Source organism: Jejuia spongiicola, from assembly GCF_023502325.1.
Taxonomy (GTDB): domain Bacteria; phylum Bacteroidota; class Bacteroidia; order Flavobacteriales; family Flavobacteriaceae; genus Wocania_A; species Wocania_A spongiicola.
Genome location: NZ_JAMFLZ010000007.1, coordinates 114413 through 140111, shown reverse-complemented (window position 1 = coordinate 140111; position 25699 = coordinate 114413). Strand labels below are relative to the sequence as shown.

The following is a 25699-nucleotide window of genomic DNA, read 5'->3' as shown; positions in this document are numbered from 1 at the left end:
ATATGACCAACCAAAAGACTGCGCCAATAGTAAGTAAAAAACTGTTATTACCATTTGTACTTGTCACATTCTTGTTTTTTGCTTGGGGCGTTCCTGGCAGTATGACAGAGCCACTCATTTCTGCATTTAAAGATATTTTTAAAGGAATGAGCAACTTTCAAGCTTCACTTGTACAGGCTGCTTTTTATGGAGCATACTTTGTTTGGGCAATTCCAGCCGCATTTTTAGTTAAAAAAACGAGTTATAAAACCACTATAATGGTTGGTATTATATTGTATGCTATTGGTGCATACCTATTTATTCCTGCAAGTCAAGCTCAGGAATACAATTATTTTTTAGTAGCACTTTTTACTTTAGCAACTGGAATTTCGTTTTTAGAAACCTCTGCAAACCCATATATTATTGCAATGGGCGACGAAAAAACCGCAGTACAAAGGTTAAACCTTGCTCAATCATTTTTCCCTTTTGGATCATGGATTGGAACAATTATAGCCGGACAAGCTATTTTGAGTAACCTAAAAAGCGCTGAAGATAAAGTTGATATGACGGTAAAACAATTAGCAACTTTGCAAACTGAGGAGTTAGAAATTCTTGCTTCACCTTATAGTTATATTGCAATTGTCGCAGTAGTTTTTTTAGTCATTTTTAGTGTAACTAAAATGCCTGCTTATAAAGATGATGATGACGAAAACTTCTTCGCTGTTTTTGGTAAAAACCTCAAAAAACGGCGGTACTTATTTTCAATAGCCGCACTTTTTTGTGCTATGGCTGCTCAGTTTGGAACGTTTGCCTTTATGATTCCTTATCTAAAAGAATATTATGTAGAGGCTGGTGAATTGGTTAAAGGTGGACGTGCAGGGGAACTCTTAGCATATGGGGTTTTTCTTTTTATGATAATGCGTTTTGTGTGCACATGGCTAATGAAATTTATCAAACCAAATAAGCTTCTTGCAATCATGTCTAGTCTTGCTGTCTTTTTTACTATCTGTGCCATTTTGTTTCCAGGAAACATAGGCGGAGTGTGTTTAATTTTAGTATGTGGATGTGTGTCATTATTATTTCCAACTATTTATGGTATTGGATTGCAAGGATTGTCCTCTGTAGAAACTAAGATAGGAGCTTCTGGCCTTATAATGACAATTATTGCTGTAGGGATTATGAACCCTGTTCAAGGTTTTGTTATTGATAAAACTTCGATAAACATTTCTTATATCTGTACACTTATTCCATTTATTATTTTGGTGTTTTATGGTTTAAAAATTGAAAAATTCTCGAATCGAAAAGCTTAATAAATGCAAATATTGAGTGCAACATTAATATAGTATTTTATTCGTGCTGAACGATATAATCAGAAAAATCTATAGTACTGAATAAATTAAAAAAACAGCTTAAATATTTAAATGTATTCTAATAAGGCTTTTACATTTTTGTTTTTTGTTATTTGTTTGTCTTTTCAAATATCTAGTCAAACCAATATAAATCAAGAAGCGCAAAGTTTAAGAGAAATACTAATGCCCTATTTTGTTCCTGTAGAACAGGATAATCAATATCTTAATGATAATCAAAAAAAGATTGATTTAGGAAGGCACTTATATTTTGATAAAAGACTTTCTTTAAACAGTACAATCTCTTGTAATAGTTGCCATGATTTAAAAAAAAATGGAACAAATGGAGCTTTTTTTCTCAAAGAGAAAGAAGATGGAAATACATTTAGAGATACTCCAACTATTTATAATGTAGCAACACTATCTATGTTTAATGCCGATGGAGGTATTACTAGTTTAAAAGAAAAATTAAGACATTCACTAATAAACCCTTATGAAATGAACGTGAATGATGAACATATAATTGTGCAGAGACTTGAAGACGTATCGACTTATAATACTTTGTTCCGGTCTGCCTTTCCTAAAAGCGATAAAGCTATTTCTTTTGATAATATAATTGAGGCGTTACAAGCCTTTATTAAGGGATTAGAAACACCAGCACCGATTGATTTATTTATTAAAGGGAATAATAACGCTTTATCAAAAGAAGAAATTGAAGGAGGATACATTTTTAACTCCAAAAGCTGTTATTCTTGTCATACAGGGTCAAATTTTGGTGGTCAAATGATCCAGAAATTAGGAATTAATGAAGATTGGCCTAACAAGAACGATTTGGGATATTATCGGATAAAAAAAATATCCGCTTACAAAATGTTTTTTAGAGTTGCTCCTTTAAGGAATGTTGAAAAAACGGCCCCATATTTTCATGATGCTTCTGCTAGCCAATTGTGGTATGCTGTAAAACTAATGGGAAGACATGAAAGAGGTTTAGAAATTAATAAGGAAGAAGCCTTAAAAATTCAGTTGTTTTTAAGTACCCTTTCTGGAGAAATCCCTAAAGATTACATAAAAGAACCAAAGTATTTATTAAACTAAAAAATATAAAATGAAGCTGCTATTTAAATTATTATTTTGTTGTGGACTATTAATTTCCTGTAGTACTTCAAAAAAAAATGTAGTTACAGTTGATGGAAGCGAAAATCAATGGCCAATGTCTGGAGGTCCAGATGGTAGTTGGAAAGTTGAAACAGCTTTAAAAGTCCCAACCAAATGGTCTGTTAGAACAGGAGAAAATATAAAATGGAAAAAATCACTACCAGAAGGAGGTCAAAGTGGGATTGCTATTTGGGATGATAAAATATTTTTTACTATTAACCCTCCAAATGATGATCCTAAATACTCCAAAGATTCTGAGCTTAAAGGTGGAGCTTCTAGTAAAGACATAATTTTACTTTGTTTAAATGCAAATAATGGCGAAACCTTATGGAGTAAAACTGTAAAAGGAATCATTGAAAGTGAGTATAATTATGGTTTTAGTGATGCAACTACACCAACTCCAATGACAGACGGGAACCATGTTTGGGCAATCAATGCAAGTGGAGGAATGGCTTGCTTTTCAATGAGCGGTAATTTAATTTGGAAACGCACATGGCAACCAATTCCTGTTACACCAAATCGGCCATTTAACAAACAGTTTGATTCTATTCTTTTTAAAGATTTGATTTTAAATGTAGAGCCTGCTGAAGAAAACGATTCTGTTAGAACTACAGAATGGAACTATCTACACGCTTTTAACAAAATAACAGGAAAAAGGGTGTGGGTAACTAAAGAAGCTGTAACTAATTACAATACTCCGGTTTTAGGAGAAACTCATGATGATAAACCAGCTATACTAATTGGTAGAGGGGGTCCCCATAGCGTACCAGAGCGACCAGTTGGTTTAAGTCTAATTAATTTAGATAAAGAGAATCAAGGAGATGCGTTATGGAATTGGGAACCTAATGATAAAAACAATATTTCTGGCTGGGGAGCTTTAAGCACTCAACATTGGAATAAGGAAAAAGCATCATGGTTTTATGAAGGTAAGTCGCACTTAACTATTGATACAAAAACAGGAGAATTAATTAGTCAAAATAACATGCGTACTGTTGATATTAATAAATATGATACTCTAGCTAAAAAATATAAGCTTCTAAAAAATGTAGAAATTAAAGATTTTGGAAGTAAGTATCACTACCATTACCATTGTAACATTCAAGTTGAAAATGATGTTTATTTTATGGGGCTTTACAACCCATTTGTTAAGAGACACAATATGGTTAATGGAAACACAGAGTATCTCGAAGTTCCTGAAGAAATAAATGAAACTGGCGGTTTTGTTTGGGAAAAACAATCAAATGATGGCTTAAACTCTCAAGGGCAATTACATTCTTCTGATAATAGAACTAGAGGAGGAGGCTTTCAAAAATGCTTTTTAGGGTCGCCTATAATGATAAATAACTATATTTATTTTACAAATGCTTTAGGGATTGTTTATGTTATTGATAGTAACGCGAAGAAACTAGACGAATCTGCAATTGTAGCTATAAATGATTTAGGAGAAAGAGGTAAAACATGGACCGTTAATTCATTAAGCTATGCAAATGGGAATATTTACCATAGAACAATGAAAGAGATTATTTGTATTGGCAAATAATATCAAATTTTAAAAGAGGACCTTTATAAAGCCTTAGTTATCATAAATTTGTGTTATTTAGTGTATAGAAACAAAAATTATGATAAAAAACACTTTAATTTTAGGGTTAGTGCTGATACTTTTCTCGTGTAAAAGCAAAGAGAGCAAAAACAGAAACGAAGTCATTGAAGAAAAGCCTAAACTTGTACCGTTATTCAATACAGGTATGCAAGAAGGTGTGTCTTGTTACAGAATTCCTGCTATAGTAACAGCTCCAAATGGCGATTTAGTTGCTGCAATAGATGAACGTGTACCATCTTGCGGAGATTTGAAATGGAGTAAAGATATTAATATTGTTATGCGAAGAAGTAGTGATAATGGTAAAACATGGACACCGATAGAAACCATTATTGATTACCCAGAAGGGAAGTCGGCTTCAGACCCTTCAATGATTGTAGATAAAATGACTGACGATATTTTTCTGTTTTATAATTTTATGAATTTAGATACAGAAAAAGACATTTACTATTTGCATGTCATGAAAAGTTCAGATAATGGAAAAACTTGGAGCAAACCAGAGGATATTACCTCGCAAATAGCAAAACCAGAATGGCATAACGATTTTAAATTTATAACCTCTGGTCGAGGCATTCAAACCAGAACAGGTAAATTGCTCCATTGCATGGTAAATTTAGATAGTGGAATGCATCTTTTTGGAAGCGATGACCATGGAAAAACATGGAGTCTTTTTAACACACCAATAACTCCTGCAAACGAATCAAAAGTTGTTGAATTGGCAGATGGAAGTTGGATGGTCAATGCTAGAGTAAATAATAAAAAAGGAACCAGATATATTCATATTTCAACTGATGAAGGAAAGACTTGGGTAACAAAACAAGAAACTCAACTTGAAGACCCAGAATGTAACGCTAGCATAATTAGATATACCTTAAAAAAAGAGGGTTACAAGAAAAATCGATTACTTTTTTCTAACGCAAAATCTGTAAAAGGACGTGTAAACATGACGGTGCGTATTAGCTATGATGAAGGTAAAACATGGAGTAAAGGTAAAACTATTTATACAGGACCATCTGCCTATTCATCATTAACCATTTTAAAGAATGGAGACATAGGCCTCTTTTTTGAAAAAGATGACTATAAAAAAAATGAGTTTATAAGTTTTTCATTAAATTGGTTAACCGATGGAAGTGATAATTATATAAAATTATAAATTATGAATGTTGCTAAAGACTTAGCAGATTATCATAAATCAATTTCTACTATTTTTAGTCAGCCAAAATCTGATAAAGAGTGGGAGCAATACAAGTTAAGTGATGAACAAATTCAGCATTACAACGAATTTGGATATGTTTCTGGAATTAAACTTCTGGAAGATTGGCAAGTTGATGTCTTAAATAAAGAATTAGCAGAAATTGTAAACCCAAAACATCCTGCACACCATTTGTTTTATGAATTTCATTCAAACGAATCTGCTAATCCTGACGAAGTTTTATTTCATTCTTTAGGGCATTGGCGTATTACAGAAGCATTTCATGACGTACTTTGGAATCCAGCTTTTGTAATGGCTGCAAGTCAATTGTTAGGTGACAAATCTGTACGATTTTGGCATGATCAATTATTTTGTAAACCAGCAAAACATGGAGGTGTCGTGGCATGGCATCAAGATTATTCATATTGGACACGAACCATTAAGATGCAACATTTAACATGCTGGACAGCGTTAGATGATGCAACTACAGATAACGGTTGTTTGCATTACGTTCCCAAAAGTCATAAATGGGGGTTATTGCAAGCACCAGAAATTGCCGGAGATATGAATGGCCTTTTACAATTTCTTTCAGTAGAACAAAAAGCAGAGTTTAAACCAAAACCAATTGAATTAAAAAAAGGATATGCAACCTTTCATCACCCGCTAATGGTTCATGGTTCGTACCAAAACAAATCAGAAAATAGCAGAAGAGCTTTTGTGCTTAATGTATTTGCCGATGGTACTTTAAGTAATTCAGATAATGAGCTTTTATCCGGAGTACCAATAATAAAGAAAGGAAATAAAATGGAAGGTAAATTTTTCCCATTAATATATAATTCTAATAAATAAAAACCTCAATCTATTTATAACTAAATAGTTGAGGTTTTTATCTGTACTCAAGGTGGGAGTCGAACCCACACTCTCGAAAGAACTGGATTTTGAATCCAGCGCGTCTACCAATTCCGCCACTTGAGCATTTTGGAGAGCAAAAATATAAAATATTTTTTCTCCTAACTATTAAAATAGTCGCTTTTATCCTTTTGGAATTCAAATAAATCCCTAAATTTGCACCTCATTAAAAATAAGTAACCTTTTTCGACTCATTAGCAAGTAGTTAGTTATGACAAAAATTAAAACACGAGCCAAAATATTTGCATGCACACAAAGTACAACTTTAGCAGAAAAAATAGCTAAGGCTTATGGAGAAGATTTAGGGAGCGTAATAACCTCTACCTATAGTGATGGTGAGTTTCAGCCATCTTATGAAGAATCAATAAGAGGTACACGAATTTTTATTATTGGATCAACAAATCCAAGCTCTGAAAATTTAATGGAACTATTGTTAATGATTGATGCTGCTAAACGAGCATCAGCAAGACATATTACTGCAGTTATGCCATACTTTGGTTGGGCTAGACAAGACAGAAAAGACAAGCCTAGAGTTCCTATTGCTGCAAAATTAGTAGCAAAAATGTTAGAAGCAGCAGGAGCAACTCGTATTATTACTATGGATTTGCACGCAGATCAAATACAAGGATTTTTTGAAAAACCTGTAGATCATTTGTTTGCGTCAACTATATTTTTACCATACTTAAAAAGCCTTGGTTTAGATAATTTAACCATTGCTTCGCCAGATATGGGAGGTTCTAAAAGAGCTTATGCATATTCAAAAGCATTAGAGAGTGATGTAGTAATTTGTTATAAACAAAGAGCTAAAGCTAATGTTATTTCGCATATGGAATTAATTGGTAATGTTGAAGGTAAAAATGTGGTGTTAGTTGATGATATGGTAGATACAGCAGGAACTTTAACAAAAGCCGCAGATTTAATGATGGAAAGAGGCGCTTTAAGTGTAAGAGCCATTTGTACACATCCTATATTATCTGGGAATGCTTATGAAAAATTAGAAAACTCAAAATTAGAAGAATTAATAGTAACAGATTCAATTCCGCTACAACAACAAAGTAGTAAAGTAAAAGTATTGAGCTGTGCAGATTTATTTGCAAACGTTATGCATAAAGTGCACCATAATAAATCAATTAGTTCTCAATTTGTAATGTAAATTAATAATTAATATATAAATAGAAAATGAAATCAATTACAATCAACGGATCTCAAAGAGAAAGCGTAGGCAAAAAAGCAACAAAAGCCTTACGTAATGCTGGTCAGGTTCCTTGCGTATTATACGGAGGAGATAAACCAGTGCATTTCTCTGCACCAGAATTAGCTTTCTCTAAACTTGTATACACGCCAAATGCGCATACAGTTGTGATTGCTCTAGATAACGGAGAAACTTTAAATGCAGTACTTCAAGACATTCAATTTCACCCTGTGACAGACAGAATTTTACACGTAGATTTCTACCAGTTATTTGAAGACAAAGAAATCGCTTTAAATATTCCTGTTCAACTTGTAGGAAACTCTAGAGGAGTTAAAAATGGTGGTGTGTTAAGAAGAAACAATCGTAAACTACGTATTAAAGCGCTTCCAGCTAACTTACCAGATTTTATAGAGATAGATATTACGCCACTTAAAATAGGTGATAAAGTTGCCGTTGGTGAATTGCCAAGCGAGAACTACACTTTTTTACATTCGGACAATACTGTAGTATGTCAAATTAAGACTTCAAGAGTAGCAGTTGAAGATGAAGAGGAAGAAGAAGAAACTGAAGAAGGAGCAGCAGCAGAAGGAGCAGCAGCAGAGGGAGCAGAAGCACCAGCAGCTCAAGAATAGAACATATTCTTAATTAAATAATACAAAGCATTCTGGTTTATTCAGGATGCTTTTTTATTTTCAAAAAGTAAAAAATAATGTTTGGGCGTTACCACACTAAGGAGGGGTCGGGCTATTCAATACAAGTCCTCGCTCGTACCTCGTTGTGGGCTTTTCATTACTATCCCTAACGCGAGTAACCTGCCATAAACCATACCAATCATAAAATTTTGGCATGTTTAATGTATTTTAGCTTAAAATAAAAATACCATGTGGCAATTTTTGTTAAATTTATTTAAAAAGAAAAAGCAAACTGAAGAGCAAGATCCTATGAAAAAGTATTTAATAGTTGGTTTAGGTAATATTGGGGAAAAGTACCAAAATACTAGGCATAATATTGGCTTTAAAGTTTTAGATTTTTTTGCTAAAACTGAAGAGATTACTTTTGAAACCCAAAAATTAGGAGATATTGCAACCTATAAACTAAAGGGAAGGACCTTTATCTTTTTAAAACCAAGTACGTATATGAATTTAAGCGGGAAAGCCGTTTTGTATTGGCTAACGAAAGAGAAAATTCCATTAGAAAACCTATTAGTAATTACTGATGATTTGAATTTACCCTTTGGAAGTATTCGTTTAAAAACTAAAGGAAGCGATGGAGGGCATAATGGGCTTAAGGATATTCAAGACAAACTTAATACAACAAAATACAATCGTTTTAGATTTGGAATTAGTGATACTTTTAGTAAAGGGAGACAGATAGATTATGTGCTAGGCGAATGGACTGATGATGAGAATGAAAAACTACCAGAACGTTTAAACAAATCGTTAGAGTTAATAAAATCTTTTGCTTTAGCAGGAATAAATAATACTATGAATACTTTTAATGGAAAATAAAAAAGGGAAGATTTTATCTTCCCTTTTTTATTTATTCAACAATTATCTTTCTAGTAGATTTTCGTTTATCATCACTTACATTTAAAATGTACATTCCAGATTGTACATTATTTAAATTGATTTTCTCATTAAAATCTCCAGCGTTTTTGTATCTGTTCTTATAAATTTTTCTTCCTCTTAAGTCATAAACCTCTACATTAACATTACTAGATAATGAGCTGTTAAGCTTTATAGTAAATTCGCCTTTGTTTGGATTTGGAAAAACAGCAAAATTATCAAAACCAAATTCTTCAACAGCTAATGATACTTGCACGTTAAGAGCATAATCTTCAACTTCTCCATCAAAACCATTTTCACAAGAAGTAGGCAGTCCATCGTCTTTAAACTTTGTTGACACCCTCATAATCGTATTACCTAAAGTAGCGTCGTTGGGTATTGTAATAGAAAGAGGCGAATTGCCAGTAGCACCATCTGAAGTATTGGTGGCATCACCTAAATTATATTCTTCACCTGCATCATCAAAACTACAGTTTTGATTCCAATCAATCCAAACCTTAGTAGCCGTTGTAAAATTACCATCTGTATTGGCATTAATTGTTAAATTGTATGAGCTATTTCTATTTACATCTGTAGGGCTGGACATGTAATCACTATAACCAGATGGTTTTGCAGAAGCTTGGTTAATAGTATTAAATTGTACTAAAGTTGTGCTTGTGCCATAAGTTGTACTCCCAACAGAGATGCAATTGCCATTAAAAAACGGAAAAGCGATGTCTCTATTTTTAGCGGGGGTCACCGTTGGAGTTGTTATTATATTCAAAGTGTAATCATCTTGAGCCACAGCACCCAAGTTAGATATGGTCATAGTAACAGGCCCAGAAGTAGTTCTGCTAGTTGGAGAGAACGCAATTGTTGAAGCACCAGGGTTTCCTGAAGCACTAAATGTTGTATTCTCATTAAAACCATTAGCTGCAACATAATCAAAAGTAAAGGTTGCAGTTGTTCCTCCACAGGTAATAGGAGTTAAAACTTCATTAGCTATAAAAAAATCTGGGTTAGTAGAAATTGAAAATTCAAAATCAGAAACATCATAAAAAATATTATCAGCAGCTTCAACTAATATTCTTGCATTAGTTGTATTTGCCATTGCTGGCACTGTATAAGTAAAAGAGCCATCATTAGGAGTGTTAGATGCAATAGTTATTGGAAACTTGGAACCGTTTGTGGAGAGTTTAATATTTACATTTTGACAGTTTATAGTTCCATTTGTAGTTTGCCCAACAGTCCATTCAATAGTTTGATTTGTCCCTTGAGTCCAAGAAACTGGGTTTTTTACGGTAAAAGGAGTAACATCTTCAACGATTATTTGCATTCTATCATAACTGGTTTGCCCTCCGGTTGCAGAAGCAGGAGCTCTATCTCTAACTGTTAATGCCCAATTTAAAGTTCTAGCAACAGTAGAAACGGTCTCCCAATCACTTCCTAATGTAGGAGCAGATTGAGTTGTGTTACCAGCTAAAACACTAGAAAGCTTTGGGATGTACCTATCAGTAGATCCAGACGGTGGTAATGATCGGTTCATAGAGCCAAAGTTTAGCGTAGGTCCAAAATTTTGATTGCTAGTTATGCCACTATCTATTTGCTCCCAGCAATAAGTTAAATTATCACTCCCATCAATATCTGTTGCGGCCCCTTTTAGAATATAGGCAGTACCTTTTGGGATATAATAATCGCTTCCAGCATCAGCAACTGGTGGATTGTTAGCAATAGGTTCAGTAGTTTGGCAACTTTTAGTTGCTATATTATCTAATATTTGTTTTATGCTTTGATAATGAAAATAGTCATCACTATTTAAAGCCACATTATTAGCACCTGTAATTCCAGCATAACCCATTATGGTTGTCCCACTACCAGGTTCAGAATTTACACCAGTTCCTTCAGAGTCAAAAGCCCATGTGTGGTTTGCACCCATTTGATGCCCAATCTCATGTGCTACATAATCAATATCAAAAGTGTCACCTTCAGGAACACTATTTGAAGGAGATGTATAAGCGCTACCTTTGTTTTTGTCAGTTGAACTCCCAGTATCATTTCTACAAACGCACCCAATACAGCCTGCATTTCCGCCACCACCAGAGGCACCAAACAAATGTCCAATATCATAAGCTGCGTTACCAAGGACACTTGTTAATGTATTTTGAACTTGTAAGCTCCAGCCATTTGTATTATTAGAATTAGCAGAATCCGTTCCAACACTGGCATCAGAATAAGGGTCTGAGGCTGCATTTGTATAAATAACCAGATTATTAGTTGCAATAAGCTCAAAAGTTACGGCCATATCAGTTTCAAAAACCTGATTTACACGAGTTAAACTAGCATTTATAGCTGCCAAAGCCCCAGCAACGTTACCGCCGTGATATGCAGTATATTCTCCTGTTACAGATACAGCTATTCTAAATTTTTGTAAAGTTTTGTTATTTGCCCCACCTTCATTTACGAATGATTTACTAGACTTACTTAAGGTTTCATTTAGTTCGTCTATGGTTTTACATTCAAAACGGTCTGTTAATTTATTCTTTGAATACTTTTCATATAAAACATATTCATCAGAGCCTTTTTTAATAGGCTGCATAAACACAGTTGGTTTATCGATAGAAGAGATCATAGTTTGTACACCTTGAGGAGAAACACTCATTCTTAAACGTGTTTTAGAATCTTTTGTACTAATACCTACATACGATTTTATATTTGGATATTTTGCAGCAAGTTCAGGAGCAAAAACAGGTGCTTCATAAAGAATAAAATTTTCAAGTTCACCATCTAACCCTGGAATACTAACTATTTTACTTGATGTTTTTTTTGAAGAACTTCTTAAAGGTGTAGAAGAAACATCCTTATTTAATAAAGCAGAATTAAGTTTAAATAAGTGAACTTTACTATTGCTTAAATTTAGCTTTGATAAATTCTCAGAATTATTCGTGTTTTCTATTTTCTTCCATGTAGAATTTTGAGCAGAAACTGAAAATACAAACAAAAATATTGCTATTGATAAAACATAATGTAGTTTTGCTTTCATAAAGGTGTTTTTTGGGCAATTTATTGTTGAATTGTTAACAAATCTAAATTTTTAAGACGAAACGTGCAATTTTATTCGTTAAATGGACAGTACAAAGAAAATTGAAAATTACAAATCAAAAGAGCCAGCAGTAGTTACTATTGGAACTTTTGATGGAGTACATATTGGGCATCAAAAAATTGTTAAACGCTTAATTAATGCGGGTAAAATAAAAGGGTTAAAATCTGTTATTCTTACCTTTTTTCCTCATCCACGTATGGTGTTGCAAAAAGACTCAACAATAAAACTAATAAACACTATTGACGAACGTCATGCCATATTAGACGCATTAGGTTTGGATTACTTGCTTATTAAAAAATTCACTAAAGAATTTTCAAGATTTACAGCAGAGGATTTTGTCAAACAAATTCTGGTAGATAAATTACATGCTAAAAAAGTAATTATAGGTTACGACCATAGGTTTGGTAGAAATAGAAACGCGAATATTGAAGATTTAAAACGATTTGGAAAAGCGTATAATTTTGATGTAGAAGAAATTTCAGCTCAAGATATAAACGAAGTTGCAGTAAGTTCTACTAAAATAAGAAAGGCTCTTGACGAAGGAGATATTACTAAAGCGAATACATTTTTAGGATACGCTTTTATGATTACAGGAACTGTAGTTGAAGGTAAAGGATTAGGTAGGCAGTTAGGGTTTTCTACAGCCAATATAAAAGTTAAAGAGGGCTATAAACTTATTCCTAAATATGGATCTTATATTGTAAGCTCAGTAATTAATGATGAAAAAATCTTTGGTATGCTAAATATTGGGATTAATCCAACTGTTGATGGAAATACAGAAAGTATCGAGGTTCATTTTTTTAATTTCAATAAAAATATTTACAACGAAATTATTCAAATAGATCTGCATAAACGTATTCGAGACGAACAAAAATTTGAATCAGTTGATGCTTTAAAACTGCAATTAGCAAAAGATAAAAAAACGGCATTAGCTTATATAGCAAAATACCATGTTAAATAGTTTTTTATTTAAACATATTGATAATTCAGCTTTAATAATTTTCAGAATCCTTTTTGGATTACTTTGTTTTCTTGAATCGATTGGTGCTATTTTCACAGGTTGGGTAAAGCGTGTTTTTATCGATTCTCAATTTACATTTTCATTTATAGGTTTTGAATGGTTGCAACCATTACCTGATAATTGGATGTATTTGTACTATATAATTATGGGGGTGTTTGCCTTATTTATTATGTTTGGGTATAAATATAGGTTAGGCATTTTAGCTTTTACAATAATGTGGACAGCTACTTATTTAATGCAAAAATCATCATATAATAATCATTACTATTTATTAATGCTTATGAGTAGTATTATGGTTTTTATGCCAACAAATACTTATGCATCTATTGACGCAAAACTAAATCCAAAAATTAAACGTTACTCAATGCCACGGTGGTGCAGTTTGGTTTTTGTGTTTCAACTATTTATCGTTTATACCTATGCTTCAGTAGCAAAAATATATCCAGATTGGTTAAATACTGATGTTATGGAACTGCTAATGAAGAGCAAGCAAAACTACGTTTTAGTTGGCGAACTTCTTCAGCAAAAATGGTTGCATTACATTTTAGCCTATGGAGGTATTTTGTTTGATGGGCTAATCATTCCGTTATTACTGTTTAAGCCAACTAGAAAATGGGCATTTATAATATCTATTTTCTTTCATTTGTTTAATTCCATTGTTTTTCAAATAGGTATTTTTCCATATTTGGCATTAGCTTTCACGCTATTTTTTTTCAATTCTGAAACCATTCAAAAGTTATTCTTAAAAAAGAAACTCTTTTATAATAATGATGAGGTTATTGTTCCAAAATATAAAACACCATTAATTACCTTATTTACAATATTTTTTTTATTTCAAATAGGATTACCATTGCGACATCATTTTATTAAAGATAATGTGCTTTGGACTGAGGAAGGACATAGGCTTGCATGGCGTATGATGCTTAGAACCAAAAGCGGAACAGCAACCTATAGAGTTGAAAATAAAGTAACTGGATATAGTTACACAGTTAATTTAGATAATTATTTAACCATAAAACAAAAACGAATAGTAAGCACGAAACCAGATGCCATTTGGCAGTTTTCGCAAAAACTGAAAGAACAATTTAGTAAAGACGGACAAGATGTTTCGGTTTATGTAAACTGTAAAGTAAGTGTTAATGGGAAACCGTATAAACAACTTATAAATCCGGATGTTGATATAGCCAATGTTTCTTGGAATTATTTTAAACATAGCGATTGGATTTTACCATCAAAAGAGCAGTGATTATATATGTAATTCATTAAATTTGTCGCTTAAATTTTTTACTCATGTTACAAGTCCCTTTTATTAGAGAAAACAAAGATTTGGTAATTGCACGATTGGCAAAAAGAAATATTGATGCTACGCAAATGATTGATGAGGTTATTATTTTTGATGAAGACAGAAAAAGGTTGCAGTCAGAATTAGATAATATCTTGGCAGAATCAAATACTTTATCTAAAGAAATTGGAATTTTGTACAAATCTGGTGAAGCTGAAAAAGCAAATGTTTTAAAAGAAAAAACGACCCAATTAAGAGATAAATCTAAAGAGCTTAATGAGTCACTTAGTAATAAAGTTGAAGCATTAAATCAGTTACTATATAAAATCCCAAACGTCCCAAATGAAATTGTTCCTTCAGGAAATACCGATGAAGATAATGAAGAAGTTTTTAGAGAAGGAGACATACCTGTTTTGCATGATGATGCATTAGCGCACTGGGAATTAGCAAAGAAGTACGATATTATAGATTTTGAATTAGGCAATAAAATTACTGGAGCAGGATTTCCTGTTTATAAAGGTAAAGGTGCAAGATTACAACGCGCTTTAATTGCTTATTTTTTAGATAAAAACACTGCAGCAGGTTATACTGAATATCAATTACCACATTTAGTTAACGAAGCTTCAGGCTTTGGTACAGGTCAATTACCAGATAAAGAAGGGCAAATGTATCATGTTACTGAAGATAACTTATATTTAATACCAACTGCCGAAGTACCAGGAACCAATATTTTTAGAGATGTTGTTTTAAAAGAAAACGAATTACCTATAAGTATTACTGGTTATACTCCGTGTTTCCGTCGTGAAGCAGGAAGTTATGGTGCACACGTTAGAGGCTTAAACAGGTTACATCAATTTGATAAGGTTGAAATTTTGCGAGTTGAACACCCAACAGAGTCTTACAAAGCTTTAGATGGGATGGTAAACCACGTAAAAACCATTTTACAAGAACTAAAATTACCATACAGAATTTTAAAACTTTGTGGTGGAGATTTAGGTTTCACATCGGCTTTAACGTACGACTTTGAGGTGTTTTCTACAGCACAAGACAGATGGTTAGAAATATCTTCTATATCTAACTTTGAAACCTTTCAAGCTAATCGTTTAAAATTGAGATTTAAAAATAGTAATGGTAAAAACGAACTAGCTCATACCTTAAATGGAAGCGCTTTAGCATTACCAAGAGTACTTGCCGGAATTTTGGAAAATTATCAAACAAAAGATGGTATTGTAATTCCAGAAGTGTTGCAATCTTATACAGGTTTTTCAATCATTAATTAAGCTTTAAGAATTCATAAAAAGAAGCTTAAAACTTACAAAAAATTAAAAATTAATTCTTTTAAATCGATTAAGTGTAAATAAACCATGTCGTTTAACGATTTTGTATTGATTTCTTTTGCTAATCAAAATATATTTTAGAAGTTAGCTCCAACCAAAAAGAATAAACTTAACCTACCATGAAAAATATTAAGCGCTTAGTGCTTTTAATTGCATTAGTTTTGGTTGCTAGTAAAGTTTTATTTTCAGATTTCGAAATATCTAAAACTGAAAATAATACCACAGCAGTAGTAAGTAGATAGGGTTTGCTTGCTCAAAACTAATTATTTCTCTTAATATAGGCATTCTCTATTATTGAGAATTTAAGGCTGTCCCCAATCTTGTATAATATTGTTTTTAAATTAACAGGCGTTAATAGAAAACTTATTGTTGGTTGGTTAGTGCCCGAATTTTATTCGGGCACTTTTTTTTATAATAATATTTACAATTTCTAATTAGCACATTTGCTATATTTACATAATGAGGATTCTTTTTATTTTATGTTTACTTTTTTCTACAAGCCTGTTTTCGCAAGATGACGCGCTGGCAAAAGATTATTTTAATAAGGGAGATTTTGAAAAAGCACTCTACGAGTATAAAAAACTATATGCAAAATCGCCTTCAAACATAAATTATATTAATCAACTTGTTACTGCGCATCAACAATTAGAGCAATATAATGAAGCCGAAGACTTTCTTTTAAGATTAATAAATAGAATAAAATATCCCGCTTTTTTTGTTGAGTTAGGGTACAATTATCAGCTTAAAAACGATTTAGAAAACGCTAGCCTATATTATCAAAAAGCTATAAATAGTTTAGACGATAATGTTAATAATGCATTTTCAGTAGCTCGAAGTTTTCAAAACCATACCTTATTAAACGAAACTATTACGGTTTATGAAAAGGCTATGATTTTAAAACCAGAATTAAACTTTAAATTTCAATTAGCTAAAATATATGGAGAACAAGGGAATGTTGAAAAGATGTTTAGCAGCTATATTGAATTTGCTGAAAAAAACCCAGTGTCGTTAAATAATATTAAAAGGCATATTAACGATTTTATAAGTGAAAACAGTGCGAATGAAAACAATATATTATTTAAAAAAATTCTACTAAAAAAATCTCAACAAGAACCTAATTTACTTTGGAATGAAATGTTGAGTTGGTTATTTATTCAACAAAAAGATTTTAAGAAAGCATTTATACAAGAGAAAGCAATTTTTAATAGACGACCAGAAAGCTTAAATAGAATTGAAGAATTAGCTAGCATTACTGTAAATGAAAACGAAAACGAGGTAGCTGAAGAGATGTACACATTTTTAATTGAAACAGCGCAAGATTTAGAAACACAACTTAATGCCCACTATAGCTTATTGCAGCTTGAAACGAAAAAGGGGTTAGCAGACCAAAACGATTTTATTAATAACAAATATTTAGAGTTATTTAAAGAATTTGGTGTGTTTCCGCAAACCTTAAAACTGCAAGTAGCTTATGCGCATTTTTTAGCATTTTATATGAATAAAACTGATGACGCCATCAATTTTTTAGAAACTACTTTAAAACTGCCATTAACCGAATTTGAGAAAGCTGAGGTTAAACTAGAATTAGGAGATATTTTAGTTCTTCAAGAAAAGTTTAATAAAGCCTTAATTTATTACACACAAATACAACGCAATTTAAAGAACAGCACAATTTCTCAAGAGGCACGCTATAAAGTAGCCAAAGCAAGTTATTACAAAGGTGATTTTAAATGGGCAGAATCACAGCTTAAAATTTTAAAAGCTTCAACATCACAACTTATAGCCAATGATGCGCTCGATTTAAAATTATTGATTACTGATAATAAATATGAAGACTCATTACAAACAGCATTAAAACTTTATTCTAAAGCAGATTTGTTAGCGTTTCAAAATAAAAATAGTGAGGCCATTTCGCTTTTAAACACCATTTTAAAAAACCATAAAACCGAGCCCATAGTGGCCAAAGCTTTATTTAAACAAGCCCAACTATTTGAAGAAAACACAGAATTTGAAAAAGCCCAAGCTAATTACGAACTAATTATTGCTAATTATAGAGATGGTATTTTAGTTGATGACGCCTATTATAGATTAGCAGACATTTATGTAAAGCATTTAAACCAACCAGAAAAAGCAAAAGATTTGTACGAGCAAATTATTTTTAACCATGTAGATAGCATTTATTTTGTTGAAGCTCGAAAAAAATACAGAGCATTGCGTGGAGACGCTATAAATTAATTATATGATAATTGCAGAAACAGAACGATTATTAATTTCAAAAGTTAGCTTACAAGATGCTCCTTTTTTTGTGGAGTTAATGAACACGCCACACTGGTTAAAATATATTGGTGATAGAAATATAAGGTCTGTAAAAGATGCCGAAGCGAATCTTAAAAATGGTATTTTGAAAAGCTATAAAGACAACGGTTTTGGTTTTTATAAAGTACTATTAAAAGCCGAGAACAATAAAACAATTGGAACAGCAGGACTTATAAAAAGAGAACAATTAGATGATGTAGATGTAGGTTTTGGTTTTTTACCAGAATACGAAGGCAAAGGCTTTGGTTTTGAAGCATCGGTTGAAATTATGAAACTTGCTAAATCAGAATTCAAACTTAAAAAAGTTGTAGCGATAACAAATCCAGATAACCATAATTCAATTAAATTATTAGAGAAATTAGGATTAGTTTTCGAAAAAAGAGTAAATCCCTTTGAAGAAGATAAAGAACTTCTGTTATTTGCAAAAACTTTATAAATCTATGTCATTTAAGCATAGCAAGAAATATGATTATATACAACGTAACGGTAAACATAGACGAAAGTATTCATGACGAATGGTTAGCATGGATCAAAGAACATATTCCACAAGTACTAGGAACAGGTAAATTTGAAAAAGCAACATTAACTAAGGTTTTAGTAGAGGAAGATATGGGTGGACAAACTTATTCTATTCAATATAGATCATATTCACGCGAAGCTCTAGATGCTTATTATCGTGAGGATGCAGATAGATTAAGAACAGATGGCATGAAAAAATTTGCAGATAAAATGTTAGCGTTTAGAACTGAGCTACAAATTGTAGATGAATATACTGTGAATTTTAAATAGCTTTACTTCCCTTAGCGCAGACAAAGGGTTTTTATTAATAAACATTCATGAATTCGTGGCATATAATCCAAACCAACATCAAGTAAAAGCTAAAAAGTATTTAGGGCAGCATTTTTTAAATGATGAATCTGTTGCAGAAAAAATTGCAAACACCTTAGCATTAAAAGATTATAAAAAAGTTTTAGAGATTGGACCGGGAATGGGTGTGCTAACTAAGTATTTGCTAAAAAAGAATATTGAAACTTTTGTTATTGAGATTGATACCGAATCGGTAGAATATTTACAAGCAAATTACCTAAACTTGGCGCCAAGAATTATAGAAAAAGATTTTTTAAAATTCGATTTAAATGAAGTTTTTAAAGGAGAATCCTTCGCTATTATTGGTAATTTTCCGTATAATATTTCAACTCAAATTGTTTTTAAGGCCTTAGAAATGCGTGAACAAATTCCAGAATTCTCTGGGATGTTTCAAAAAGAGGTTGCGCAGCGTATTTGTTCAAAAGAAGGCTCAAAAGTATATGGAATTCTTTCTGTTTTAACGCAAGCATTTTATAATGCCGAGTATTTATTCACAGTACCTCCATCCGTTTTTAATCCACCTCCAAAAGTAGATTCAGGAGTTTTAAGGCTTACTAGAAAAGAAAATTACAGTTTACCTTGTAGTGAAAAATTATTATTTAAAGTGGTAAAAACGGCATTTCAACAGCGCAGAAAAACGCTTCGAAATAGTTTAAAAACCTTCAATTTATCAGATAATTTAAAAGCAAATGTTATATTTGGCAAACGTCCGGAACAATTAAGTGTAGAAGCCTTTATTGAGCTTACGCAATTCATTGAAAACGATAAAAATTAAATCATCACTTCGCGAGGTTTCAAAGGAATTTTGAAATAGTATCGAGAAGTTTTAATCTCATGTCTGAAGAGAAAGAAAACATACAATTTGAGCTAACAAAAGAGCTTGTTGGGCAAGTAAAGCAACTTATCAAAGCAAATGATGATAAGGAGCTTCACAAATTGCTTGATGAGTTTCATTATGCCGATATTGCCGAAATTCTAGACGAAGTAAATCTGGATGAAGCAACCTATGTTATTAAACTCTTAGATTCTGAAACCACTTCAGATATTTTAACAGAGCTCGACGAAGATATTCGAGAAAGAGTATTAAAAAACCTATCTGCAAAAGAAATTGCCGAAGAAGTTGAGGAGTTAGATACTGATGATGCTGCTGATATCATTTTAGAACTTCCAGAAGAACGACAAGAAGCCGTTATTTCTCATATTGAAGATCAAGAACATAAAGCAGAAATAACAGAACTTTTAGCTTATGATGAAGATACTGCTGGAGGGCTCATGGCCAAAGAGCTGGTTAAAGTTTACGAAACCTGGACAGTTGCTGGTTGCATGCGAAGAATTCGAGGTCAAGCCGAAGAAGTAACACGAGTCCATTCAATTTATGTTGTAAATAAGGAAGAAAAACTCATAGGTCGTCTATCTTTAAAAGATTTAATTGTTGCTAAGAACGATCAAAAAATTTCAGATCTCGTTAAAGTTAATGTAGATTATGTTAATGTAAATGATGACGTTGAAGATGTAGCAAAAGTCATGGCAAAATATGATTTGGAAGCCATTCCGGTGTTAGACGATAACGAGGTTCTTTTGGGTAGAATTACTATTGATGATATAGTAGATGTATTAAAAGAAGAAGCAGAGAAAGATTACCAATTAGCAGCAGGTATTACTGGCGATGTAGATTCTGATGACAGTATTTTAGAGCTTACCAGAGCCCGACTACCTTGGCTCTTTTTAGGTTTAGTAGGTGGTATTGGGGCTTTTTTAATAATGGAAGGGTTTCAAGATACATTTAATAAATATGCAGTATTATTTTTCTTTACGCCTTTAATTGCGGCTATGGCTGGTAATGTTGGCGTACAGTCAAGTGCGATTATCGTACAAGGTTTAGCAAATGATGATGTAAAAGGAAGTGTAAATAATAGATTAATAAAAGAAATGCTATTGGCTGCTTTAAATGGGGTTATTTTGGCTGTTTTTCTTTTTCTTTTTGTATGGGTAACTAAAGGCGAAATAAATACTGCTTTTGCCATATCTGTTTCTCTAGTAGCTGTAATAATAGTTGCAGGCTTAATAGGAACATTTGTGCCATTATTTTTAGATAAACGAGGCATAGATCCAGCCATTGCCACAGGTCCGTTTATCACTACAAGCAATGATATTTTAGGAATTTTACTTTATTTCTGGATTGCAAAAATGATTTTGGGCATTTAGCATTTGGGCGTTACCACAAGGGTCGGGCTATTCGTTACAATCTTTTTGCTCGCGCCTCTCAAAAAGGATTTCTACTACTATCCCTAACGCAAAACTTCGTAATTTTACAATATGAATTCAATCAATATTAAAAATAAATTTTCAAAATTTTCAAAAAATTGGCACCCACATCAAATTGCAATAGTTGATGATATGCAAGTTATACTGGCAAAACTTAAAGGCGAATTTGTGTGGCATAGTCATGAGGACGAAGATGAACTATTTCAAGTTATAAAAGGGACACTATACATGCAATTTAGAGATCGAACAGAAGTAGTTAACGAAGGTGAAATTATTGTAGTTCCGAAAGGGGTAGAGCATAATCCTTTTACAAAAAATGATGAAGAAGTACATGTCCTATTATTTGAAAAATTAAACACGGCACATACAGGAAAAGTAAAACATGAAAAAACACAAACGCATTATCCAAAAATATAGTTTTGGTCACGCTGAACAGGTTTCTGCATCTCATAATATTTTAAAATGAAAATTTTACACCTCGATACTAACCACGAACTATTAATAAATCAACTTAATAATTTAGGATTTATTAATGATGAAGATTATACATCTTCAAAAGACGAAGTTATAGCTAAAATTCATAAATATGATGGATTTATTATTCGTAGTCGCTTCTCAATAGATAAATCATTTCTTGATGCTGCTACCAATCTAAAATTTATAGGTCGTGTTGGTGCAGGTTTAGAAAATATAGATTGTGATTATGCCGAAAGCAAAGGCATAAATTTAATATCTGCACCAGAAGGTAACAAAAATGCTGTTGGAGAGCATGCACTAGGAATGTTATTATCGCTCTTTAATAAACTTAATAAAGCAGATAGCGAAGTAAGACAAGGCAAATGGCTTAGAGAAGAAAACAGAGGAATAGAACTTGATGGAAAAACAGTGGGTCTTATAGGCTATGGTAACATGGGGAAAGCTTTTGCAAAAAAACTACGTGGTTTTGATGTTAAAGTTTTGTGTTACGATATTAAAGAAAATGTAGCTGATGAGAACGCTAAACAAGTTTCATTAAAAGAATTACAGCAACATGCAGATGTTTTAAGTTTGCACATACCAGAAACACCTTTAACCATTAATATGATTGATGATACTTTTTTTAATCAATTTAAAAAACCATTTTGGTTAATTAATACAGCACGAGGTAAAAGTGTAGTTACTGAAGATTTAGTTGTGGCACTTCAATCTGGTAAAGTTTTGGGCGCTGGATTAGATGTTTTAGAATATGAAAAATCATCATTTGAAAACTTATTTAAAAGCGGTGTCACATCAAACGGAGAAGTAAGCAGAAGTGGTGAAGAAATGCCAAAAGCTTTTAGATATTTAATTGATTCTGAAAATGTTTTATTATCGCCACACGTAGCTGGCTGGACTATTCAAAGCAAAGAAAAATTGGCTCAAACTATAGTTGATAAAATTAAAGCGAAATTTTGTTAACTTTCGTTCATGAAAAAAATCGTTCTAGTTTTTTCATTACTAATTTTAGCTTTATTGCTATTGTTTCAATTTGGTAAATACACTTTAATAAGTGGTGATACGCAAATTGAATATATCATGGCAGGTATTGCAATCGTTTTTTTAGGTATTGGACTATTTATTAATAAGAAAACTCAAAAGCCAACACCAGTCTCCATTCATGATATAGATTTAAAAAAAGTTGAAGAGCTAGGTATTACTAATCGAGAATATGAAGTTTTACAACTTATTTCCATAGGGTTATCAAATAAAGAAATTGCTGATAAATTATTCCTTTCCGAAAGCACTATAAAAACTCACGTTTCAAATTTGCTAGTTAAATTAAATGCAAAACGCCGCACACAGGCATTGCAGATAGCAAAAAATTTACAGATTATTTAAAATTTGTACTTTAGTATGAACTCTTAAAAAGAGGTATAAACTACTTTTAAACCAATTATTAATCTTAAAAATTTATTTTATGGAATTAGGAGCGTTTTCTGCTAGTTTAAATGTAAAAGACATTAATAAGTCAAAATTGTTTTACGAAAACCTTGGGTTTAGTGTCTTTGCTGGAGCTATCGAAATGAATTATTTAATCATGAAAAATGGTAATGCACTAATTGGTCTTTTTCAAGGGATGTTTGAAAATAATATTTTAACTTTTAATCCAGGTTGGGATGAAAGTGCAAACAAATTAGACAACTTTACCGATGTTCGAGATATTCAAAAGCATCTGAAAAGCAAATCAATAAAACTAGAAAGAGAGTCAGATGAAGAGACAGAAGGACCAGCAAGTTTAGTTTTGTTTGACCCAGACGGAAATACCATTCTTATTGACCAACATGTATAGAATGATACTAAAGTATTATGCATTTAGTACTTTAGTATGAATCCTCTATTCTGTCATCTTACTACTTTTGACTAACTAATCAATACATACAAAACAAATGAAAAACACAGTAATTAAGTACGGTCTTTATGCTTTACTAAGCGGGTTTTTATTATTCGGATTACCTTTTTTATTAGGAATGGGAGTAAATTTTGACTATGGAGAACTTATTGGGTATACCTCTATGATACTCTCTTTATTATTTGTTTACTTCGGAATCAAACATTATCGAGATAAAGTAAATAACGGAAAGATTTCTCTAGGTAAAGCAATTGCTATTGGGATGCTTATAGCTTCATTTTCGGCTATTGGAGTAGCTTTGTTTGATTATATCTATACCACTAAAATAAATCCCGACTTTGCAACTGAATACATAGATTATTCTATAAAAAAAATGGAAGCCACATTATCACCAGAAGAATTAAAAATAAAAAGCGCAGAACTTATTCAGCAAATGAAGGATTATGGGAGCCCTGGTTTTATGGCTTTCATGATGTTTTCAACAGTAATAATTTTAGGATTTATTATATCTTTAATTTCAGGATTAATACTTCAACGTAAATAAAAAAAATAAAAATTATGCAATACGAAGCTACATCTCCAGAAGATTACATTAATCAAGTTCCGAATGAGAGACAGGATACTTTAAAAAAATTACGAAAAATAATTAATGATAATTTGCCAAAAGGTTTTGAAGAAGGAATGATTTATAAAATGATTGGTTTTTATGTACCTCATTCTGTATATCCAAACGGGTACCATTGCGATCCCAAAACACCATTACCTTTTATGAGTTTTGCATCTCAAAAAAACTCGGTTAATTTATATCATAGCGGTATTTATGCTAAAAAAGAATTACACGATTGGTTTGTAAATGAGTACCCAAAACATTGTAAGCGTAAGCTTGATATGGGAAAAAGCTGTATCCGGTTTAAAAAAATGGACGAGATCCCTTTTGAACTTATAGGAGAACTAACAAGAAAAATGACTTGTGAAGAGTGGATAGATATTTATGAGTCAGCAATAAAAAACAGAAAGAAATGAAAAATCGAGTAACAGGAATAGGTGGATTGTTTTTTAAAACCAAAGATCCCAAAACGACTAAAGATTGGTATAAAAAACATTTAGGTTTTAATACCGATGATTATGGGTGTACCTTTTGGTGGAAAGATAAAACAGGTAAAGATTGCTCAACACAATGGAGTCCCTTTTCTGAAAACACCAAATATTATGAGCCTTCAAAAAAAGACTTTATGTTTAATTATAGAGTTGAAAACTTACAAGAATTGTTAGCGGTTTTAAAAGATGAAGGCGTAACCATTGTAGGTGAAATTGAAGAATACGAATACGGAAAATTTGGCTGGATTTTAGATAACGATGGTAATAAAATAGAACTTTGGGAGCCAATAGATAGTGCATTTTTGTAAATTCGTTATTTCGCTTTTCAAATAAATTTTTTTTGGACTACTTAGAAGTTTTACAATCTTATAATTTATCTACATTACAATGGACTGCAATTAGTTTTGCAGTTTTTTTATTAGGAGTTGCCAAAGCAGGAGTTAAAGGCTTAGGGATTATTATTGTTATAATTTTGGCATTTGTTTTTGGCGAAAAAGCATCAACAGGCGTTTTACTACCTATGCTTATAGCTGCCGATATTTTAGCAGTGGTTTACTACAATAGGCATACACAATGGGAATATATAAAAAAGCTAATGCCTTGGATGATTATTGGGGTTTTAATTGGTGTTTGGGTAGGCAATGATATTTCAGAAGTACTTTTTAAAAGAATAATGGCTATTATTATTATCGTATCGGTACTTATTATGTTTTATACCGAAAAACGACAATCATCAACTATTCCAAAAAACAAAGTGTTTTCTAGCAGTGTAGGGTTTTTAGCAGGCTTTACCACTATGGTAGGAAACTTAGCCGGCCCAATATCAAATATATATTTTTTGGCAACACGATTACCAAAAAATGAATTTATAGGTACTGCAGCATGGTTGTTTTTTATTATTAATGTTTTTAAACTTCCTTTTCATTTTTTAATATGGAATACAGTGACTAAAGACACTTTAATTTTAAATTCAGCATTGGTTCCAGTAGTTTTAATTGGTTTTTTCTTAGGCGCCTATATTGTTAAGTTAATTACAAATGTTAATTATAGACGATTTATTTTAATAGTTACTGCTCTTGGGGGATTAGTTATGTTATTTAGGTAATAATTAGTTTTATTGTAACAAATATT

The 25699-nt window shown here is 32.0% G+C and carries 26 protein-coding genes and 1 tRNA gene; 25 read left to right on the top strand and 2 right to left on the bottom strand.

Annotated elements, in window-relative coordinates:
- The first annotated feature begins 2 nt into the window (after nt 1–2).
- The 5 genes from fucP to M3P09_RS14980 all read left to right on the top strand — a co-directional run bounded on the left by fucP (nt 3) and on the right by M3P09_RS14980 (nt 6118).
- Nucleotides 3–1289, top strand: coding sequence for an L-fucose:H+ symporter permease (fucP, locus tag M3P09_RS15000; protein ID WP_249973765.1), 1287 nt, complete (start codon nt 3–5; stop codon nt 1287–1289).
- Nucleotides 1290–1400: 111 nt separating this feature from the next.
- The gene (locus M3P09_RS14995; RefSeq protein ID WP_249973764.1) at nt 1401–2420 is read left to right on the top strand and encodes a cytochrome-c peroxidase; all 1020 of its coding nucleotides are present in this window, start codon (nt 1401–1403) and stop codon (nt 2418–2420) included.
- Nucleotides 2421–2430: 10 nt separating this feature from the next.
- Nucleotides 2431–4020, top strand: a complete 1590-nt coding sequence (locus tag M3P09_RS14990) for an outer membrane protein assembly factor BamB family protein (RefSeq protein ID WP_249973763.1) — start codon at nt 2431–2433, stop codon at nt 4018–4020.
- Nucleotides 4021–4099: 79 nt separating this feature from the next.
- On the top strand, nt 4100–5230 hold the full coding sequence (locus tag M3P09_RS14985) for a sialidase family protein (protein WP_249973762.1): 1131 nt from the start codon (nt 4100–4102) through the stop codon (nt 5228–5230).
- A gap of 3 nt (nt 5231–5233) precedes the next feature.
- The gene (locus M3P09_RS14980) at nt 5234–6118 is read left to right on the top strand and encodes a phytanoyl-CoA dioxygenase family protein (protein WP_249973761.1); all 885 of its coding nucleotides are present in this window, start codon (nt 5234–5236) and stop codon (nt 6116–6118) included.
- 44 nt (nt 6119–6162) lie between these two features.
- Here the strand turns inward: M3P09_RS14980 and M3P09_RS14975 are convergent.
- A tRNA-Leu gene (locus M3P09_RS14975) sits at nt 6163–6244 on the bottom strand.
- 145 nt (nt 6245–6389) lie between these two features.
- Here M3P09_RS14975 and M3P09_RS14970 point away from each other — a divergent pair.
- From M3P09_RS14970 to pth, 3 genes are all read left to right on the top strand, one after another.
- On the top strand, nt 6390–7331 hold the full coding sequence (locus M3P09_RS14970; RefSeq protein ID WP_099565294.1) for a ribose-phosphate pyrophosphokinase: 942 nt from the start codon (nt 6390–6392) through the stop codon (nt 7329–7331).
- A gap of 26 nt (nt 7332–7357) precedes the next feature.
- Nucleotides 7358–8002: a 50S ribosomal protein L25/general stress protein Ctc gene (locus M3P09_RS14965; protein WP_099565295.1), complete on the top strand. Its 645-nt coding sequence runs from the start codon at nt 7358–7360 to the stop codon at nt 8000–8002.
- A 249-nt stretch (nt 8003–8251) separates the two neighbouring features.
- Nucleotides 8252–8878 carry an aminoacyl-tRNA hydrolase gene (pth, locus tag M3P09_RS14960; RefSeq protein ID WP_099565296.1) on the top strand — a complete coding sequence of 209 codons (627 nt, stop codon included), beginning with the start codon at nt 8252–8254 and terminating at the stop codon, nt 8876–8878.
- Nucleotides 8879–8909: 31 nt separating this feature from the next.
- On the opposite strand, the gene M3P09_RS14955 is transcribed toward pth, so the two are convergent.
- Complete coding sequence (locus M3P09_RS14955; RefSeq protein WP_249973760.1) at nt 8910–11954, bottom strand: zinc-dependent metalloprotease; 3045 nt, start codon at nt 11952–11954, stop codon at nt 8910–8912.
- Nucleotides 11955–12036: 82 nt separating this feature from the next.
- Here M3P09_RS14955 and M3P09_RS14950 point away from each other — a divergent pair, with 82 nt between their 5' ends.
- The 17 genes from M3P09_RS14950 to M3P09_RS14875 all read left to right on the top strand — a co-directional run bounded on the left by M3P09_RS14950 (nt 12037) and on the right by M3P09_RS14875 (nt 25673).
- Nucleotides 12037–12975 carry a bifunctional riboflavin kinase/FAD synthetase gene (locus M3P09_RS14950; RefSeq protein WP_249973759.1) on the top strand — a complete coding sequence of 313 codons (939 nt, stop codon included), beginning with the start codon at nt 12037–12039 and terminating at the stop codon, nt 12973–12975.
- Nucleotides 12965–14281 (top strand): HTTM domain-containing protein, encoded by a 1317-nt coding sequence (locus M3P09_RS14945; RefSeq protein WP_249973758.1) that lies wholly within the window; start codon nt 12965–12967, stop codon nt 14279–14281. The genes M3P09_RS14950 and M3P09_RS14945 overlap by 11 nt, the downstream gene beginning before the upstream one ends.
- A 44-nt stretch (nt 14282–14325) precedes the next feature.
- Nucleotides 14326–15597, top strand: coding sequence for a serine--tRNA ligase (gene serS / locus M3P09_RS14940; RefSeq protein ID WP_249973757.1), 1272 nt, complete (start codon nt 14326–14328; stop codon nt 15595–15597).
- Nucleotides 15598–15773: 176 nt separating this feature from the next.
- Complete coding sequence (locus M3P09_RS17395; RefSeq protein WP_255407676.1) at nt 15774–15896, top strand: hypothetical protein; 123 nt, start codon at nt 15774–15776, stop codon at nt 15894–15896.
- Nucleotides 15897–16113: 217 nt separating this feature from the next.
- Nucleotides 16114–17889, top strand: a complete 1776-nt coding sequence (locus M3P09_RS14935) for a tetratricopeptide repeat protein (protein ID WP_249973756.1) — start codon at nt 16114–16116, stop codon at nt 17887–17889.
- Nucleotides 17890–17893: 4 nt separating this feature from the next.
- A complete protein-coding gene (locus M3P09_RS14930; protein ID WP_249973755.1) occupies nt 17894–18406 on the top strand; it encodes a GNAT family N-acetyltransferase in 513 nt (170 codons plus the stop codon).
- Nucleotides 18407–18435: 29 nt separating this feature from the next.
- The gene (locus M3P09_RS14925) at nt 18436–18759 is read left to right on the top strand and encodes a DUF4286 family protein (protein WP_099565302.1); all 324 of its coding nucleotides are present in this window, start codon (nt 18436–18438) and stop codon (nt 18757–18759) included.
- A gap of 55 nt (nt 18760–18814) precedes the next feature.
- Complete coding sequence (gene rsmA, locus M3P09_RS14920) at nt 18815–19612, top strand: 16S rRNA (adenine(1518)-N(6)/adenine(1519)-N(6))-dimethyltransferase RsmA (protein WP_249973754.1); 798 nt, start codon at nt 18815–18817, stop codon at nt 19610–19612.
- 59 nt (nt 19613–19671) lie between these two features.
- Nucleotides 19672–21042 (top strand): magnesium transporter, encoded by a 1371-nt coding sequence (gene mgtE, locus M3P09_RS14915; RefSeq protein ID WP_199099712.1) that lies wholly within the window; start codon nt 19672–19674, stop codon nt 21040–21042.
- Between the two features lie 111 nt (nt 21043–21153).
- Nucleotides 21154–21519, top strand: a complete 366-nt coding sequence (locus M3P09_RS14910; protein ID WP_099565304.1) for a cupin domain-containing protein — start codon at nt 21154–21156, stop codon at nt 21517–21519.
- 45 nt (nt 21520–21564) lie between these two features.
- Nucleotides 21565–22539: a 2-hydroxyacid dehydrogenase gene (locus tag M3P09_RS14905; protein WP_249973753.1), complete on the top strand. Its 975-nt coding sequence runs from the start codon at nt 21565–21567 to the stop codon at nt 22537–22539.
- 9 nt (nt 22540–22548) lie between these two features.
- Complete coding sequence (locus M3P09_RS17390; RefSeq protein ID WP_284041214.1) at nt 22549–22959, top strand: response regulator transcription factor; 411 nt, start codon at nt 22549–22551, stop codon at nt 22957–22959.
- A 79-nt stretch (nt 22960–23038) separates the two neighbouring features.
- Entirely contained in the window at nt 23039–23410 is a 372-nt protein-coding gene (locus M3P09_RS14895; protein WP_249973752.1) for a VOC family protein, read from the top strand.
- 97 nt (nt 23411–23507) lie between these two features.
- A complete protein-coding gene (locus M3P09_RS14890; protein WP_249973751.1) occupies nt 23508–24014 on the top strand; it encodes a DUF4199 domain-containing protein in 507 nt (168 codons plus the stop codon).
- 14 nt (nt 24015–24028) lie between these two features.
- Nucleotides 24029–24493 carry a DUF1801 domain-containing protein gene (locus M3P09_RS14885; RefSeq protein WP_099565309.1) on the top strand — a complete coding sequence of 155 codons (465 nt, stop codon included), beginning with the start codon at nt 24029–24031 and terminating at the stop codon, nt 24491–24493.
- Entirely contained in the window at nt 24490–24876 is a 387-nt protein-coding gene (locus M3P09_RS14880) for a VOC family protein (RefSeq protein WP_099565310.1), read from the top strand. Before M3P09_RS14885 ends, M3P09_RS14880 begins: the two co-directional genes overlap by 4 nt.
- A gap of 32 nt (nt 24877–24908) precedes the next feature.
- Nucleotides 24909–25673, top strand: coding sequence for a sulfite exporter TauE/SafE family protein (locus M3P09_RS14875; RefSeq protein WP_099565311.1), 765 nt, complete (start codon nt 24909–24911; stop codon nt 25671–25673).
- Nucleotides 25674–25699 lie beyond the last annotated feature (26 nt).